Origin of the sequence: Eggerthella hominis (genome assembly GCF_014287365.1) — a bacterium.
Taxonomy (GTDB): Bacteria; Actinomycetota; Coriobacteriia; order Coriobacteriales; family Eggerthellaceae; genus Eggerthella; species Eggerthella guodeyinii.
This window is the reverse complement of record NZ_JACOOA010000004.1, coordinates 199,032-216,602: the sequence shown is the minus strand read 5'-3', so window position 1 is coordinate 216,602 and position 17,571 is coordinate 199,032. Positions and strand designations below refer to the sequence as shown.

Below are 17,571 nucleotides of genomic sequence, written 5' to 3'. Positions count from 1 at the left end.
AATTCCCCTAGGTACGTTATACAGGATTGTCGCACGACAATCAAGATTGTTGTGCGACAATTCGGGGATTGATATTGTCCTACTTTGAGGCTACTTGTGCGACGAACTCCCCGTTTCGCCTGACGGCGAGGCAAAACCCTCGCTGTAGGAGCTGGGAACGACCACGGCGCTATCGTTACCGTATATGCCCTCGTGGATGAGGTGCAGCTTCCTCAACTCCAGGGCGATGTCGTCCTTGCGATACACGTCCGACACCTCCGACAGCAGCTCGGACACGTCCTTCTCGGCCTCCATGAGCATGATCCTGGCGTTCCGGCGGCGCTCGGCCTGCGCCTCGAGCGACAGTACGCTCTGCAGCTCCGCCGGCACGATGATGTCCCGAACCTCCACGGAGACGACGGTGATGCCCCAATCCGAGACCTTCTCCTCGATGGCCGTCCTCAACTCGTGATCGAGCTGGTTTCTGCGCACGACCACCTCGGACACGGGCGCGCGGCCGATCGCGTCGCGCAACGCGGTTTGAGCCGCCAGCGCCACGGCGAAATGGCAATCCTCGACCTCGGTGCACGCGAGTTCCGGATTCCAGATCATCCACGACAGCACCGCATCGACGTCGAGAGGGATCAAGTCGGAAGTCAGCGTTTCCTCGGCCCCGAACGGCGTGACCATCATGCGCTGGTCGACGCGCAACGCGCAGTACTCCACCAGCGGAATGGTGAAGAACACGCCCGGCCCCGCCACGCGCGTGAACCTGCCGAACCGCAAAACCACGGCGCGCTCCCACTCCAGCGCGATGTGGAACGACAGCAGCATCGCCAGCGCGGCCAGCGCGGCGACAAGCAGCGAGACGATGCCCACTTCGTTCGTCGCCAGATAAAACCCAGCAACCACCAGCACGAACACAATCGCCGCAACGATGATCTGCAACGCGATCACCCCGTTGCGCGTGGCTTTCTTGCTGGGATCGGACCGGTACGCGTCGGCTGCGACGCCGAATTCCATTTCGATGCGCCGAGCCGTATCCCGCTTGCCGCCCGCTTGTGCATTGACGTTTTCGGATGCCCTATTTCTTTTCATGATCCCTCTTCAGCTTTCGGATGGCCTTGTTCACCTGTTTCGGAATGTCATCGAACGCCATGCCCTTTTCCAGGCAGCTGTTGACGAAATCCTCGACCATGGCATCGACGTCGGGCGCGTCGGACACGAAATCGGGTTCGCACACGAAAGCGCCCCTGCCCTGCGTCGTTGAAATGTACCCGTCTCGCTCAAGAGCAACATACGCCTTGCTGACGGTGTTGTAGCTGATAAAAAGCTCCGCTGCGAATTTTCGCACCGTCGGAAGCTGATCGCCGGGTTTGTAGTACCCCGAATTGATCAGGTACACCAATCTGTCGCGCAGGCGCACCCACAACGGCAGATCGCTTTTCTCGTCAACTACAAATGTCGGTATCGGTTTCGCCGTCATACTCCCTCATTCAAATGCCGCTATGTATTCCTGCGTTGACCACGCTCAAACGGAGGCAGAATCCTCCGACGAGCACCAAGCAGGCGATTGCCAAATCCAGTGCCTCCCCCGCGGGTTTTCTCGCGGATATCGCATCCAACACGCCGGGCACGACCAAGCCGCACAGAACGAAGCCGCCCAGAAACGCCAAGGACCAGTCGCCCGAAAGCAAACGCTCGACCGACTGCCCTCCCAGCTCCGAACCTGCTACGGTTGCGAGATACGCCGTCGCCGTCGCCAGCTCCAACACGACGACCGCGAGATCGACCCTCGCCAAACGCTGAATCAGCGAACCGTCGCGTTGTCGCAAGCCCAATCCTGCCGAGCCCATCAACGCCAGCCCGACGCCGGTCGAGAGCGCCGACAGCACGAACAGGACGATCAGCAGGGGAGACTCCCACAACGGAACCGCGTTCATGCTTTGCAGGAAGATACCCGTATACGTCATCACGAACAGCGCCGCCACCAGCCCCAAGGGCACCACGAACCGCTTCAGCTTCCGAAAGGCTCGCGGCAAAGCGAACAGCGCAGGCGCCATGGCGGCGGCAACGCACAGAAGCAGCACGGTCAGCGAGTAGGTTCCCACGCTGATATAGGAAAACGTCGGACGTGTGAACAGCAGGTACGCCGCCTCGGGACGACCCAAATCCGCGAGCAGGCACAGTGCGCCAAGCAGGAGGGCTGCGAACGAGAGGACGTACCCCCGTCTCACGAACTCGGCGCGGCGAAGTCGCTCAGCGGGAGCGTCCATTCCCAGGCGGTCGAGCCGATCGTTGCGCCAGTCGACGCACGCCAGCACGAAAAAAGCTCCCGCGCCCGCGCCCCCCAAGAACAAATATGCGACGATCAGCAAGCTCACGGCATCAAGTTTCCGAATCGGCTGTCTTCCGTATCATCAAATGCGTCATCAAACGCATCATCGAGCTGATTCAGCATAGCACATTGTCGCACGACTTTCGCGATTGGGAAGCCCGCGTGCTATGCTGTGAGCACGGGGGATGTGGGGCGGAAGAGGGGTTATGGGAAGCGCATTCAATCGCATCGACGACCAGCGGCGGTACGTTCGCCAATTCAAGGAGAGCATCGCAAAGCACCCGTTCCTGTCGATCGGCTTCGGCCTGTATTGGATGCAGACGGTCCTGTTGTTCCAGAGCCCCTACCTGTTCCTCGACCCCTCGCCGCTGGCCGGCAGCGTCCCGTTGCCGAAGGGCACCGTGCTGCTGATGGCCAGCGTGATCACGTACCTCGTGTGGTGCCTGGGATACAAGCGCGTCAACCGGTTCAGCGAGGCACGCTGGTTTCCGTACGTGCTGTGCACCGTGCTGATGCTGGGAGCCATGCTGTACTGCGCGTACCCCGCGCTCATGGACGATCATCACGACCTCGCCGTAGTCACCTACCTGGCCGCATCCATCCTCATCGGGTGCGGAACGGCGAACGTCAACCTGGAAACGAGCCGCGTGTTCGCCTGCATCGGCCCGCTGCAGGTGCTGTTCAACGGCATCGCGGCGCTGTTCATCGGCACGGTGGGGGCGCTCGCGCTGTCGCTGTTCCCCAGCCAGGTGGGTCAGGTGGCGCTCGTGCTCATGCCGCTGCCCATGGTGGCCTGCATCTGGAAAAGCATCGCGCAGTTCCCGCGACGCGAGCTGTACGGCCAGGGCATGCAGGTCAAAGTGCACCCGCCCACCAAGTTCCTCGTGACGTCGGCGTTCCAGGGCCTCGCGCTGGGCGTCATGCACAGCCTGCTGATCAACAACTTCGGCAGCTCGTCGCTCGTGGTGAGCATGGGCTACTTCGCCGCCGTGGCCCTGCTGTTCTTCTGCGCCATCGCCGTGAAGAACAACTTCGACGTGCTCATCTACCGCATCGGGTTCCCGCTCATGGCGAGCGGGTTCTTCATCGTGGGCACGTTCGAGCCCGCGCTGCTGCCCGGCGCGCTGTCGCTCGATGCGGGCTACTGCTTCCAGTACCTCATGTCGTGCTCGCTGTGCGCCTACCTGACGAAAGGGCTGGGGCAGCCGCCCGTGTGGATCATCGGCTCGGCCACGGCATGCCTGCTGGCCGGCCAGTTCGTCGGCAGCCTGCTGGACGTGCTCATCGCCGACTGGAGCCTGCTGTCGGTGTTCGTGGCGTTCGTGCTGCTGCTGGCCGCGCTGTTCATGACGAGCAGCCGCAACATTCGCACCGGCTGGGGCGCCGTGAGCCCCGGCGAAAGCGGCGCAGCCGACGGCGAGGGCGACAACCTGGCCGTCGCGAGCCAGCTCATCGCCACCGAGCATCGCCTGTCGAAGCGCGAGATCGAGGTATTCGACCTCGTCGTGAAGGGGTACAGCCGCAAGGCCATCGCGCGCGAGCTGAGCATGGCCGAGGAGACGGTGAAAACGCACACGGGCCGCATCTACCAGAAGCTGCTCGTGCATTCCAAGCAGGAGCTCATCGAGCTGGCCGCCCAGCGCGCGGCGTCGCTCGAGCAGTAACCCGCGAGAGGGCGGGGCACCGAGGCAGCAAAAAGCCCGCGCCCCGGGAGGGTGGAGCGCGGGCAGCGGGAAGGGCCGTTGAAAAGCGGGGGGCTACTCGTTCTCGGCGATGTACTTGCCGGTGAGATAGCCGAACGTCACGCAGTTCATGCCGTAGTTCGCACCCTCGATCATGAAGGTGTAGGTGCCGGCGAACACGTCGCCCACCATGGTGCCCACGTTGTACAGGCCGGGGATGGGCTGGTCGTCAGCATCGCACACCTGCATGTTCACGTTCGTGTTGAGGCCGCCCATGACGGTGAGGAACCCGAAGACGTCGGTCATCTCACCGTAGAAGGGGCCCTCCTCGATGGGATGCAGGTGCTTCGCGTCCTTGTGGAAATCGTCGTCGACGCCCTTCGCGGCCAGCTCGTTGTAGCGCTTGACCGTCTCGACCGCCTCCTTCGGCAGACCGAGCTTCTCCACGACCTCCTCGACGGTGTCGCCCTTGACGTAGGTCTTGTTCGCGCCGGACGCCGCCTTGTCCCAGGAAGCCACCGCTGCGGCGACGGCCTCGTCGCCGGTCATCATGGAGTCGTTCGTCCAGTCGCCCGACACGGCCTCGTGCTTCGCGTAGCCCGCATCCCAGATGGCATACGCCTTCTTCTCGGGCAGCATCATGATGTTCTGGCTGGCCAGCGGGCCCACGCAGTTCTCGTTCATGAAGCGCTGGCCATCGCGGTCGACCAGCAGGCCCAGGTGGTTCGTGTACAGGTTGCGCGGGCCGGGACCCCAGTACGCGCCCATCGTGCAGTTCGGGAAGCTCTTCTGCCACGCAGCGCCCACCCACAGGCCCATTTTCTGGCCCTGGCCCTTGTAGATGCCGCCGTACTTGAAGCCCTGATCCCAGTCGGGATCCTTGTCGTACACGTCATCGCTGACGTAATCGGCGGTTTCGGGGCAGTAGCGGCGCATCATGTCGCGGTCGCCCGAGAAGTCGCCCGTGGCCAGCACGACGGCCTTCCTGCCCACGTACTTCGCATACGTGCCGTCCTCGCGCTTGCAGACGACGGCGCTCACGCGGCCCGTGTTGTCGTCTTCGCGAACGAGCTGCTCGGCGACGTTCTTGTAGTAGATCGTGCCCTTGAGGTCTTCCTCCAGATGGCGAGCGAGCTCCCACACCAGCAGCGGCTGCATCTTGCCGGTGACGATCTCGAGTCCCTCTTCGGGAGGCGTCTGGCCGTTGAGGTCCCAGCCGACGGCGGCCGTGCGCTGCAGGTAGAGGCTGTCCTCGTCGTCCGGCGTGCCGATCTCGATGGTGATGCCGTAGCCGGCCTTCTCCATGAGATCGATGGTCCAGTTCATGGCCTCTTCGGAGTGGTTGTAATGCTGGTACCACTTGCGCTGGTCCACCTTGTGCGTCTGGCAGAAGATTTCCTTCTCGTACTGTTCGACGGGTACGCGCGGGTAGCCCTGCTCTTCGAACGCCTTGCAGTACACGGCGTTGTTCGAGCCGCCGCGGCACGTGGGCTTCGTCGAGGCGGATACGATGATGGTGTCCACGCCCGCTTCGGCGGCGCTGTTCGCCGTCATGAGACCGGCGGTGCCGCAACCCACCACCACGAGGTCGGCTTCGATGGTTTCCTTGATGTCCGCCTCGGCGATGGGCTCGGGCGGAATCTCGAAGGCCCATTTGCGCTGCGCGGTGGCGGCGGTGTTGTACGACTCGCCGTCGGACGCGCCGGCGCTGGCGGCTTCCGCATCTTTGTCGGCCTTGTTCGCGGGCGAGCAGGCGGCCAGCGTCGCCGCGCCCATGGCGCCGACGGCCGTGACCGCCGCACCCTTCAGAAAGTTCCTGCGATCGAGTTCCATGATGTCGCTCCCTTCCGTGCGAAGATCGCACCTCCCTCCGGCGCTTCCCCTCTTCGCAACGCCTCGCACCCTATCCCAGCGCGGCGGTGCTCCGCATCCCCCGACGAGGGGGCACCGGGGAAAACCCGCGATTGGCCCCTTTCGGGGGATGGTCGCATCCCCCGAGCGCGGAGGGGCGCCGTATGTTTCACGTGAAACATACGCGTTTGCCGGGGGTGTCGAGCGACAAGAAAGCCGGGCCGCCCCCGAAGGGACGACCCGGCCATGATGCCCGACACGTGCTTTTCAACCGCGTATCGGCGCGGGAGCCGCTCGAGCCGCGGCCCCGCGCCGTTCGCGCCGCGCGCCCTAATGCAGGCGGCGCCCGCTTCGGCGCGGCCTGCGCAGGCGCAGCGCCGCCACGCACGCGACGACCGCAGCCGCCAGCGCCGTGCCGACGGCGACCCACACGGGCGTCGCGTCGCCCGTCTGCACCAGGCTCCCGCCGGGCAGCGGCTTGGGGGTCTCGGGGTCGGCGGCCTGCGGCGCCGACGGACCCGCGTACACGTTCTCGAACACCGGCGCGCCGTTCTCGCCGTAGCTCCAATCGGCGGCGGAGAGATGCCCGGCGCCGTCGTCGGCCACGTCGACCCGCACGGCGAACACGGCGTCGTCGTACGCGACGCCCTCGGCTTCCCCTTCGACCTCGGCGATCTCGTATTCGTACGTGCCGGCCTCGTCGAACTCGATCCGGCCGAAGGAGACGGACCCGTCGGCGGCGTTCGCGGCCTCGGCCACCACCTCGCCGGTTGCCGCGTCGCGCAGCACGAAGGAGAACTCGCCCTCCACCAGGTCGCGGCCCGTCAGGCTCTTGGACGCTTCGATCGCGATGCTCGCAGGGGCCGCCTCGTAGGAGTTGCGGAAGGTCACGGCCTCGAGCTCCTCCCCGCCCTTCTCGACCGACCACGCCACGTCGAGCGCGCCCGCGCCGTCGTCGGTCACCGTGGCGGTCACTTCGTACACCGCGCCGTCGTACGTCACGCCGCCCCGGTCCCCGGGGGCCTCGGAGAGCCGGTAGGCGTAGGTGCCCGCGGCGTCGAACGTGAGCGCCGGCATCTCCACCGTTCCGTCGGCGGCGTTCGCGGCCTCGGCCACCACCTCGCCGGTGGCCGCGTCGCGCAGCTCGAAGGAGAACTCGCCCTCCACCAGGTCGCGGCCCGTCAGGCTCTTGGTCACCGGGACGCCGCCCTCGCCCGTCAGGCTGCTGTCCGCGGGATCGACGCCGTAGACGTTGGTGAACGTGAACAGGGCGCCCGCGGCCGGGTCGGTGACGGCGGAAAGCGTGCCGTCGCCGTTGTCGGTCACCGTCACGGCGAAGGTCTTGACACCGCCCTCGTTGGCGACGCCCGGGAACTCGCCCGCCTCGGTCACCGAGTACGTGAAGGTTTTGGAGCGCGTCGCGCCCGCACGAGTCGCGGCTTCGTCAGCCTCGCCTGCCTCGGCGGCAGCTTGGCTCTCAGGCCACACGTTGGCAACCGTGTACTCGATTTCGCCGAAGCTCACATTGCCCACCGCGTCGTTCACGGCGGTCTTGGTGCCGTCCGCACCAGCACCCTGGGGCATCGGCGCGGGGGTGCCGTCGTCCGCCGCGAAGCCGGTCAACGTAAAGGTGTACGCGCCGGCGATGTCCTCCTGCGTAGGCGCGCTCCCCGAGCCGCCGCCGTCGATGACCTTCCTGCCGTCGATGGACTTGAAGATGGCCTGGGCGTCGTAGACGTTTTGGAAGGTCAAGCCGCTGCCCTCGCTGCCGTAGTCGACAGCGATGCCCAACGTGCCGTCACCACCGTCGGTCACATGCACCGCGACGGCGAACGAGTCCTTGACCGGCGTGATGCCGCTGCCCGCGAGGCCGTCGGTTATCTCGGACACCTCGTAGACGTATTCGTAGCCCGTCTCCGTCTTGGTCGCGATGCCGCTCGCGACGTCTCCGGCAAACGAGTCGGTGCTGTACGGGATGGCGGAGAAGCCGATCGTGCCGTCCGCGGCGTTCGTTCCCGTGGCCACCACGTTGCCCTTGGCATCGACCACCTGGAAGGAGAACTCGCCCTCCACCAGATCGCGGCCCGTCAGCATCTTGGTGGCGTTAATGACCGCATTGCTCTCGCCGCCGAGCACGCCGGTTGCAGCGTAGGAGTTCGCGAACGGGATGGCAACGCCGGCCACCGCATCGTCAGCATTGCTTACGGTGAAGGTCTGCGGCTCGCCGTCCCCCTTCAGCACGGTGATCGTCACCGCGAGCAAGCCGTTGCCGTCGTCCTTCACATCGAACGTCACGGTCGCGCTCTCGTCGTCGTTGGCGTAACCGGCCCCGCCGCCCTTCGTCTCGGTCACGACGAAACCGTACCGCTTGCCGCCATCGTCCGCGGTGAACGTGAGACCGTCGAAGTCGAGGGGCATCAAGGCAACCTCGCCGTCGGCTGCAGCCTCGGAAGGTACCACCCGGCCCTCAGTCGAGATTCCCAAGCGATCGGCCGACAGCTCGTCAAGGGGCTTCACCGTGAACTCGAACTGGCCCGCTTCCATGTCGCGGCCGGTCAACGTTTTGGAAATGCTCACGTTGGCCCGCTGCGAAAGCGGAAGCTCCGCCTTGTACGCGTTGGAGAACGCGCCGTTTGCGACAGCCGCGGTTGAGCTAAGCGTGCCGTCGTGGTTGTCGACCACCGTAACGGTAACCGTAGCCTCGTGGCCGTCATATACGATGCCGGCGTTGTCGCCTGCAATCTCGGACACCTTGTACACATAGGTGCCGGCCTTCGTGTAGACGATCTCGCCGAAGTCGAACGAAGCCTCGTCGCCCTCCGCCGGCTTGCCCACCGTGACGGTGTCGCTCTCGGGCATCGGCGCCCCCTCGGTCACGGCTTCGATCCTAAACTGGAACGCGTAGTCGTCGGTCCATTCATGGCCCTCGAACGTCTTGGTCAACCGGAAGTTCGCAGGCACGCCGTCGGTCGGCGCGGCGCTATAGCTGTTCGTGAACGCCGCGATGTTGTCAGGCTTGTTCTCTCCCTCATTGGCGTAGCTCACGGCAGCGTCCAGCTGGCCGTCGTTGCCCTCATCGGTCACTTCCACGGTGATGGTGGATGTGGACGCATCGTAGATCCAGCCAGCGGGAACCTCTTGACCTTCGGCCGCCTGGTCTTCCACTACGGTGAACTGATAGGTGCCCGCCTTCCGGAAGGCTATGTCGCCGAAGTTCGCGACCTTCACCTCGCCGGCGGCGAAGGGGCCCGCGATGGAGACGTGGTTGCCGCCGGATTCGACATCGACCGCCTGCCACTTCTCGTTCTCAGGATCCACCGGGGCCAGCGTGAAGGTGAAGTCGCCGTCAGCATCAGCACCCTCGACGCTCTTCTGCACCGCGAGCGCCGCGTCGCCGGAAAGGACGGCGGGGCTCGCCTCGTAGGAGTTCACGAAAATCGGGTTATTGCCCACGACGCGCGCGGCCAGCCGACCGTCGCCGTCGTCGTCGTTCACGTTCACGGTGATGGTCTTTGCGTTCCCGTCACCGGTCGCCCACGTCCAACCCGCGCGCTCGCCCGGATCGTTTTCGACCACGGAGAAGACGAAGGTTCCTTCAGCCGTGAAGGTCAAGTTTCCAAAAAACGCTTCGGCCCTGCCGCCTTCCTCGTACGGGCCCGCCGCCACGGCGGTTACCGCGCCGTTTTCGTCAAGACCGACTACGGCGTTCCCGTCGCCCTTTATGAGAGTCAGCGTGAAATCGAAGCTGCCCTCGTAAGGGGCCCCTATCACTTGCTTGACGGCGGACAGCTTGGCCTCAACTGGCATTTTGCTGTACTCGTTCTTGAAACTCACGACAGGAGCAACGTAGTTCACATCTTCGGTACTAGCCGGACCGTATACGGTTTCGTTGACAGAATCGCCTCCCGCCGTCTTGATCCTGACGACGGTGGTCTCGGCATGCATCGTGCCCTTTCCGTCGTCCTTCACGCTGACGTCCACGCGGTACTGCGAAGCGTCGTAGGTCACGCGATCGGCATCGCCGAGCGTCTCGTCTACGATGAACGAATAGGTTTTGCCGGCATCATTCTGGTCGAAGACGAGTCCTTGGAGCTTTTTCATCTCCTCGGGGACGCCATCGCGGCGGCTTTGAGTATTCGCGAAGCTCTTGTCGTCGTCGGCCAACTTGCCGTTGGCCTCTTCAGCGGTGGTGCTTCCGTTGTCGGCCCCCGTGATGATGAAGCCAAATTCGCCTACGTTCATGGCGCGGCCGTTCAGCGTCTTGCTCACGCTCAATCCGCCCGCGTCGCCGTAGTTGATGCCCGATTCGTACGAATTCTCGAACACGGCCTTGGTGTTGTCGGTCGCGCCTTCTCCATTGTCGTACGCCACCGATTCGACAGCCAGCCTGCCGTTCTCCTCGTCGAGGCGCACGACCACCGTCACGTTGCATGCATGCGTGTCGTACACGATCCCGTCGAGCTTGCCATCCTGCGCGTCTTCGGGCATGTCCTCGGTTATCTGGAACGTATAGGTCCCCGCTTTGGTGAAGCGTACGGAGCCGAAAGCGAAGTCGACGTCGGACGCAGTTGCGGTAGCGGAGTTTCCGGCAATCTGGACAACACCGTCGGCAACGGCGCTCGCCGTGGCGCCCGTGGGCTCGAGCGTGAAGGTGAAGTTATCCTCTTCCGTCCAATCGCGGCCGGTCAGCACCTTGGTGCCGCCTAAAGCGGTGTCACCTTCGAGCACGGCGGGTTCGGGATTATACTCGTTTGCGAACACGATGGATTCGCCACCGGTAACCGGCACGCCGCCGCGCATGAGCGTGCGGGTGGCGACGACACGCGTCCCGTCGCTGCCGTCAGCCTCGGCGCTCACGGCTACTTCCAACGTGTACACGGTATCGTCGTACGCCATGGCCGGGATGTCCCCTTCGACCTCGCGTATCTCGTAGGTGTAGGTGAAGCCTACATGCTCGCCCGTGAAGACCAGCTCGCCGAAGGAGGCAGAGCGCGTTTCCGCGTCGATAGCCGCGGTCGCGGTTTCTCCGGAAGATACGCCTGCTGGCATGGGCGCATCGGGAGCGTCAACGGAGCTCTTGCTCATGGGCTTGAGTTCGAATACGAAATCGCCGTCGTTCATCGGGCGCGATCCGGAGTTGTCGGCGTAGTTTTTGACCGCGTTCACGACAACCGTATCATTGTCGGCGCTGAAAGCGTTGACGAACGCGGCAGTGGTGGTGATGGCGGGTTCGGCCAGCCGGTTGCCCGCGTCATCGAAAAGTTGCTTTATCTGCGACGTCGCCTCCAAGCGGCCCTGGCCGTTGTCGATCACTTTGACCGTCACCAGATACTGCGCCTGCGACCGCGTAATGCCAGGAATGTCTGCTGCGGCAGTCGCGTCCTCGCGGATAAGGTAGGTGTAGGTGCCCGGTTTCGTGTAGACGATGTCGCCGAAGCTAAATGAAGCCAAGCCCGTCTTGTCGGCCACGTCGGTGCCTTTCACCGCAACCGTGGCATTCTCGGGCATCGGGGTGCCCTCCGGCGAGTTGGGGGCGGAGCTGATACTGAACTCGAACTCGTCGGTATCGAGCCAGTTGCGGCCGTCGATGGCCTTAGTTCCGGTCAAGCTGGCGGAGCCGTCAAGCGTTGCGGGAGTGGCGCTGTAGGTATTGATAAAGTTCGCCGTGGTGGTGGCGCCACCGGAAACGGTGCCGGACTCGCCGCTCGACTGCGAGGTGAAGCCCTGCGGAACGTTCTTCTCGGTCACCGTATACTTCCAGCTATCGGACAGACCGTAGATGAACAGCGTCTGCCCGTCGGTGATCTCGAAGTCAGCCTTACCCTGCTCGTCGAAGCCCAGGGTGAACCGGTCGCCCTGAATGTCGCCCTGGTCGTTCTTGACCACGGCATCGAAGCTCTTGTTAGCCGCGTCGGCCACAACGATCTCGAAGGCGAATTTCGTGGAGGCATAGTCTCCCTCGTCGAAGCCTTCGGGTACGGTGACATCCTTGCTGACGGCGAGCGTGCCTGGGAGCTCTGCGGAAAGCACCCCGTTGTTGCCCAAGTACGAATTGACGACGCCAGCCGTCTGCTCGTTCGCCCACTCGGGGGAGACCACGGCCGATGCGGTGCCAGTTTCGTTGCCCGTTTTCTCGTCGCTGAAGTTCTTGATGTACGTCAGGCGAGGCTGACCGGCCTTGACGTAGGCGTTGCCGGCCGTATCGAAATCAATCGCATCGCCCAAGAAGGTCAAACTGCTCGATGGGAAGGAATACACCTCGGCTTGCTTCTTGAGCCCGTCGCCGTCCTTCTCGTAATGGTCGAGCTGGTAGTAGAAGACATTGAAGTTGGCGAGATCCTCCTCCTTCGCCGGCGTCGAGCAGGTTTCGTCAACGTAGACGGGAGTATTCGCGGTGAAGTAATAAAAGGAGTTGCCTTCGGCAGGTTCGAACGCTGCCGTAGTATTGCCGTGCTCGGGATCGCCAGCTACGCCGTCCGTCTCCTCGTAAAGGTTCGAGTAGAACCGCACGTTGCCGTTCTCGTCCTTGTTGGCGTCGATGTAACTTTGAAGCTCGGCATCGGGATCGGCGAGGGACGCCGCCGCTTCATCTTTCAGGCTCACGCCGTAGAACACGCGAATGGGGTAGGCTGCGTTGGTCGTGAAGGACTCCTGTCCTTCGGTCGTGTCAACCTCGTAGGTGCGTAGAGGGATGAGGGTGGCCGGTATCTTGACCGTGACGACATCGCCCGTTGCCATGTCGTCGCTGTGCTTGACCTCCACGATGAGATCGGCCATGTTGCCTTCTGCGTAGTCGGGATTACCGGTTGCGACCGTACCCTCGAAGTGGTAGGTGGTTACGTTACCGTCGGTGCTCGATGTGGGGTTGGAGAAGGATTGATCCGCATACACCACCGTCATGTTGGATGGGTCGACCTCCATGTAGGCGCCCAGCTGATCGGTAAACGTAAGGTATCCCCCATGGGCCGGATCGCTGCCCTCAACTCGCGTAGGCAGCCCCGCACCCGTATTGATCTCCTCGAAAATATCCTCGAAGATGCCATGGAGGTCGTCTGCGCTGTTTGCGGCCTTGTAGTAATCGCTGCCTTCAGGGCGCTCGCCCATCTGCCAACTACCGCCCCAACCAGCGTTCACCCAGCCCGTCGCATTGGGGTAGTTGCTTGAAACGCTCTGAAGGAACGCATTGATGTTCTCGTAGTCGGACGTATTCACCTCTGCGCTGGGATCGGCACCGTCGACAACACCAACGCTATAGATTTGCGCCCCTGAATCCTTCAGTTCTTTTGCATTCTCAACGGCGCCGTTGACCGTCTCCTCTTGCCACTGGCCACTACCGTAATTATTCGGCTCACCGTCAGTGAAGAAGATGACGATCTTTTGGGCATCGCTTCTGGCATCATCCAGCGACTGCTGTGCAGCTTCGAGACCAGCATCCGCTTGGGTCGAGACGCCGTCCTGCTTCAGGTTTTTGACCGTATCCTTCAATGTTTGGGCGTTCGCCGTCGTGCAGGCGGAAAGCTCGGTCACCACCTGAGAGTAGTTCACTTCTGTATACCCCTGGCCGAGAATAAACTTATAATTGGAATCATTGCCCACCATGCTTCTATATTCGTCGGCGAACTTCACGACGGAAAGACGGTGCTGGGCCTCGGAATCGGCAATAGACGCGTTAGCCTCGGCGGTTGCGTCGATGAACGAGTAAACCGCGTCTTGAAGCGCGTCTCGCTTCGTTACGGTTCCGGAATACTCACGGGTGTAGTCAATGGATTCTTCCATGGAAGCAGACATGTCCAACACCAGCACGATGTCGAGCGGGGTGGATGCTGTTGTGGTGAGGTTGGACGTTGAGGAGAGGGCGGAAAGTCCCACTAGGAAGTCGGCATCGCCCTTTTCGATGGTGATGGGCGAAGGAGAGAGCGTGATGTCGGAATCCTCGACGGTCTTGTCCGTCCAGATCCGGCCCACGTTCTCGGTGCTGTCTCGCAAGCCTTTCTCCCAGTTGCCCAACGTGTTGGCGTCGGTCACCGTAGAGCTGTCGTTTGCCGCAAGGGGTACGGAAACGTCGTCGGAGTCGGTTCCGAAGCCGAAGAGCGATGCGATAGCGCCGATCGGGTCGAAGCCTCGTTCACCCCCTTCGCTCGCGTATGCTGCTGTCGGCGCCATCGAAAGCACCAACACGAGGGCGATCAGACAGGCAAACAGCCTAGAATGCGACCCCCCCCCCGCTTTATTCTACCGTCGAACACCGCCATCTCTCTTCAACTCCTTGCGTATATGCCTACAACACGCATCCGGGCAGGAGTTGGTATCCGCTCCAGACGCGAATACGCATAGGATATGTGACCTAAGCAGTAAGGTGCAACAATCGAGTCTTGCTATTCTGTATGAGTCTTCTTTTTATCTCATCGTTTTTCATCAGCCATAACGGCACATTTCCCATTTTTTGTATCTGTGTACGTTTACAGTAAGCTCATAAAATTTTCATATATCAGCGCCTCTCAGTCAGGGTTTCTCCCCGACTTGCAACGCACGATCCGGCCGCCCCAAGCCGCAAGGCGCGCCAAAGGGACGCGCAGGGCGCCACTCGAATCTGTTCCACATGGTGCACCGGACGTTCCGGGATGCGGAACGGCGGGCATGGTGCTTTTGACGAATTCGCTCGCAGCAAGCGCTCCACCTGCTACCATGGCACCAAACAATCCGGAGAGGAGCTTCAATGGCGAACAAAAGCTTGGCCAAAGACCATGCCGATATCTGCGTGCTCGTAACGGGCGGAGCCGGGTTCATCGGAAGCCACACCTGCGTCGAGCTGCTGGGGCAGGGCTACCGCGTGGTCGTCGTGGACGACCTGAGCAACTCGAGCGAGGTCGCGCTCGACCGCGTGCGGCAGATCACCGGCCTCGCCGCCGACGACGATCGCCTGGCATTCTACGAGGCCAACATCCTCGACCGCGAAGCGCTCGATCGCATCTTCGCCGAGAACGACGTGGACGCCATCATCCACTTCGCCGGCTTCAAGGCCGTGGGCGAAAGCGTGCAGAAGCCGCTCGAGTACTACTGGAACAACTTCGCCGGCACGCTGGCCCTGTGCGACGTGGCGCGCAACCACGGCGTGAAGAACCTCGTGTTCTCGTCAAGCGCCACCGTGTACGGCGAGCCCGAGTTCGTCCCCATCACCGAGGATTGCCCGAAGCACGACGCCACGAACCCCTACGGCTGGACGAAATCCATGCTCGAGCAGGTGCTCACCGACCTGTACGTGGGCGACGACGAGTGGAACGTCGTGCTGCTGCGCTACTTCAACCCCATCGGCGCGCACGAGAGCGGCCTGATCGGCGAGGATCCCAAGGGCATCCCCAACAACCTGCTGCCGTACGTGGCGCAGGTGGCCGTGGGCAAGCTTGAAAGCGTCGGCGTGTTCGGCGACGACTATCCCACGCACGACGGCACCGGCGTGCGCGACTACATCCACGTGGTGGACCTCGCGCGCGGCCACGTGGCGGCGCTCGACTGGATGGGCGGCAAAGTGGGCACCGGCGAGGCGAAGACGGCGGGCGCGATGGCCGGCGAGCCGGCCGCCGACGGCACGCGCCGCGGCGTGGGCATCTTCAACCTGGGAACCGGCACGGGCTCGAGCGTGCTCGACGTGGTGCACTCCTTCGAGCGCGCCTGCGGACGCGAGCTGCCCTACCAGATCAAGCCGCGCCGCGCGGGCGACGTGGCCGTGAACTACGCGGCGTGCGACAAAGCGCGCGACGAGCTGGGATGGACCGCGCAGTACGACCTCGACCGCATGTGCGTCGACGGTTGGCGCTGGCAGTCGCAGAATCCGGACGGCTACGCCACGACCTCGGCCTAGTCGCGACCTTCGTTCTTCTCGTCGTACATGGCCTGATCGGCCGCGTCGAACAGCTCTTGATAGGTGGCGCCGTCCTGCGGATAGCGCGCCACCCCGATGCTCATCGCGATGGGCACGCCCAGCGAGCGCGAGGCTTCTGCGATCAACGATTCCAGAGCCTCGCGCTTCGCTTGTATCACCGCGGCATCGTCCGCGCCCGCGAGGAACGCCACGAACTCGTCGCCGCCGATGCGCCCTACCGGGTCGCGATGGCGGAACACGTCGAGCAACGACTGCGCCACGCCCTCGAGCACGCGATCACCCATGCTGTGGCCGTGCTCGTCGTTGATCTGCTTGAAGCGATCCATGTCGATGACGAACAGCAACCCCTTGTCGGTGACGGGCAGCAGCGCGGCCATCTTCTCCTGGAACGTCACCTTGTTGAGCGTCTTCGTCAAGCCGTCGATCTGCGACTTGCGCGTGAGCAACTCCTCGGTTTCGCGCTGCTTCGTGATATCGACGATCTTCCCCACGGCCATGTAGGGCTGCGCCCCCTCGTACAGATAACGGCACGTGAACGAGAACCAGCGGTACTCGCCCGACAGCACGCGCGCACGGCACGTGGTGGTGCGCAGCTCGTTCGGCGGAGCGGGCTTCTCGAACATGAGGTGCACGCGCTGGTAATCGCCCTCGAGGAAGTCGATGAGCGGGATGCCCTTGCCCAGGTAGCCCTCGGCGCACAGCGAGCCGAGCGAGAACATCCCGCGCGCGTTCGGCGTCAGCTCCAGCGTGTCGCGCGGATAGGAGTATTCGAACAGCACGGTGTCGGAAAACTCCGCGAGCACCGCATAGCGCTCGGCCGAACGGCGGGCGCGGCGGCGCGCGCGGCTCACGACCAGGGCGACCACGAGGCAGGCGGCCGCGCTGATCGCGATCAGGAGCGCTGCGGTGTACACGGTGGATCGCAGGATGCTCTCGGAACGCTCGGCAAGCGCGCTTTCCTGCGTGAAGTTGACGATGGTCCAATCGTTCACATCGAGGCGGATGGAGGTGAGGAACGTCATGAGCCCGTCCCGCTTGCCCATGGCCACCGTGGACACGTCGCGATCGTTCTCGATGGTCGAGCGAATGTCGGCAATCTGATCGGGATCGATGCTCCTGCTTTCGAGGAGGTCGTACAGGCTTCTGCCCTCGTCCTCCTCGTAGCGGCTCGACACCGAGACGATGGTGCCGTCCTCCTTGATCAACAGGGTTCCCAGCAGCATCACCTGCGAGCTCAGCTGACTCGTTTCCAACAGCTTCTCGGCCTTCACGATGCTGCGCAGCACGCCCACCACGCGGCCGTCGCGGTCGACCGGCTCGGCGATGCTGAAATAGTAGCCGTCCAAGCGGCTCGATTTGCGCACGTCGGACACCACGGTTTCGCCCGCCTTCAGACGGCGCAGCGTGTCGGCGTCGCGCTCGTTGGGATCGCCCTCCACGCCCTCTTCGAGCTGCTCGATAGGCGCGTAGCTGATCTGGAACGACCCCTGCTCGTTCCACTTCTCCAGGTACGAGGTGAACGTGGAACCCGTCAGATCGACGTCGGGCGATTCCGCCAGCACGCGCATCGTGGAGATGGTGGAACTCACCTCGCTGATGAACGATTCCACCTCCACCTTTTGCGCGACCGTGTAATCGTTCATGCTGTCGCTGGCCAAATCGTAGAATTCATCGCTCAGCGCGTTCGAATACGCGTGAAAGATCGCGTACACCACGAGAACCACCACCGTGAGGGAGACGATCACCGCAAGCGCAGGGCGCAACGAAACGGAGGTACGAGCGCCCCGCGTGTCCTTTGCATGTCCTTGATTGTGAGCGCCGCCCATGACCTCGTGAGTCCT

Annotated in this window: 8 protein-coding genes; 2 read left to right on the top strand and 6 right to left on the bottom strand. The window is 63.2% G+C overall.

Features of this window, described 5'->3' with window-relative positions; all coding sequences use genetic code 11:
- Window positions 1-90: 90 nt before the first annotated feature.
- Genes H8S61_RS10390 through nrfD form a run of 3 tightly spaced genes read right to left on the bottom strand, consistent with a single transcriptional unit; the run spans window position 91 to window position 2,363 of the window.
- On the bottom strand, window positions 91-1,077 hold the full coding sequence (locus H8S61_RS10390) for a slipin family protein (protein ID WP_255466564.1): 987 nt from the start codon (window positions 1,075-1,077) through the stop codon (window positions 91-93).
- The gene (locus H8S61_RS10385) at window positions 1,064-1,465 is read right to left on the bottom strand and encodes a GntR family transcriptional regulator (RefSeq protein WP_186938936.1); all 402 of its coding nucleotides are present in this window, start codon (window positions 1,463-1,465) and stop codon (window positions 1,064-1,066) included. Before H8S61_RS10385 ends, H8S61_RS10390 begins: the two co-directional genes overlap by 14 nt.
- A 10-nt stretch (window positions 1,466-1,475) precedes the next feature.
- A complete protein-coding gene (nrfD, locus tag H8S61_RS10380; protein WP_186938935.1) occupies window positions 1,476-2,363 on the bottom strand; it encodes an NrfD/PsrC family molybdoenzyme membrane anchor subunit in 888 nt (295 codons plus the stop codon).
- Between the two features lie 160 nt (window positions 2,364-2,523).
- Between nrfD and H8S61_RS10375 the strand changes: the two genes are divergently transcribed.
- Window positions 2,524-3,981 (top strand): response regulator transcription factor, encoded by a 1,458-nt coding sequence (locus tag H8S61_RS10375; protein ID WP_160940850.1) that lies wholly within the window; start codon window positions 2,524-2,526, stop codon window positions 3,979-3,981.
- 93 nt (window positions 3,982-4,074) lie between these two features.
- Here H8S61_RS10375 and H8S61_RS10370 read toward each other — a convergent pair whose 3' ends face one another.
- Window positions 4,075-5,832 (bottom strand): FAD-binding protein, encoded by a 1,758-nt coding sequence (locus H8S61_RS10370; RefSeq protein WP_186938934.1) that lies wholly within the window; start codon window positions 5,830-5,832, stop codon window positions 4,075-4,077.
- A gap of 348 nt (window positions 5,833-6,180) precedes the next feature.
- Window positions 6,181-14,013 carry a Spy0128 family protein gene (locus H8S61_RS10365; RefSeq protein WP_186938933.1) on the bottom strand — a complete coding sequence of 2,611 codons (7,833 nt, stop codon included), beginning with the start codon at window positions 14,011-14,013 and terminating at the stop codon, window positions 6,181-6,183.
- Window positions 14,014-14,566: 553 nt separating this feature from the next.
- On the opposite strand from H8S61_RS10365, the gene galE reads away from it, so the two are divergent.
- Complete coding sequence (gene galE / locus H8S61_RS10360) at window positions 14,567-15,709, top strand: UDP-glucose 4-epimerase GalE (RefSeq protein ID WP_186938932.1); 1,143 nt, start codon at window positions 14,567-14,569, stop codon at window positions 15,707-15,709.
- Here galE and H8S61_RS10355 read toward each other — a convergent pair.
- A complete protein-coding gene (locus H8S61_RS10355) occupies window positions 15,706-17,445 on the bottom strand; it encodes a sensor domain-containing diguanylate cyclase (protein ID WP_366458236.1) in 1,740 nt (579 codons plus the stop codon). The genes galE and H8S61_RS10355 overlap by 4 nt on opposite strands.
- Between the last annotated feature and the right edge of the window lie 126 nt (window positions 17,446-17,571).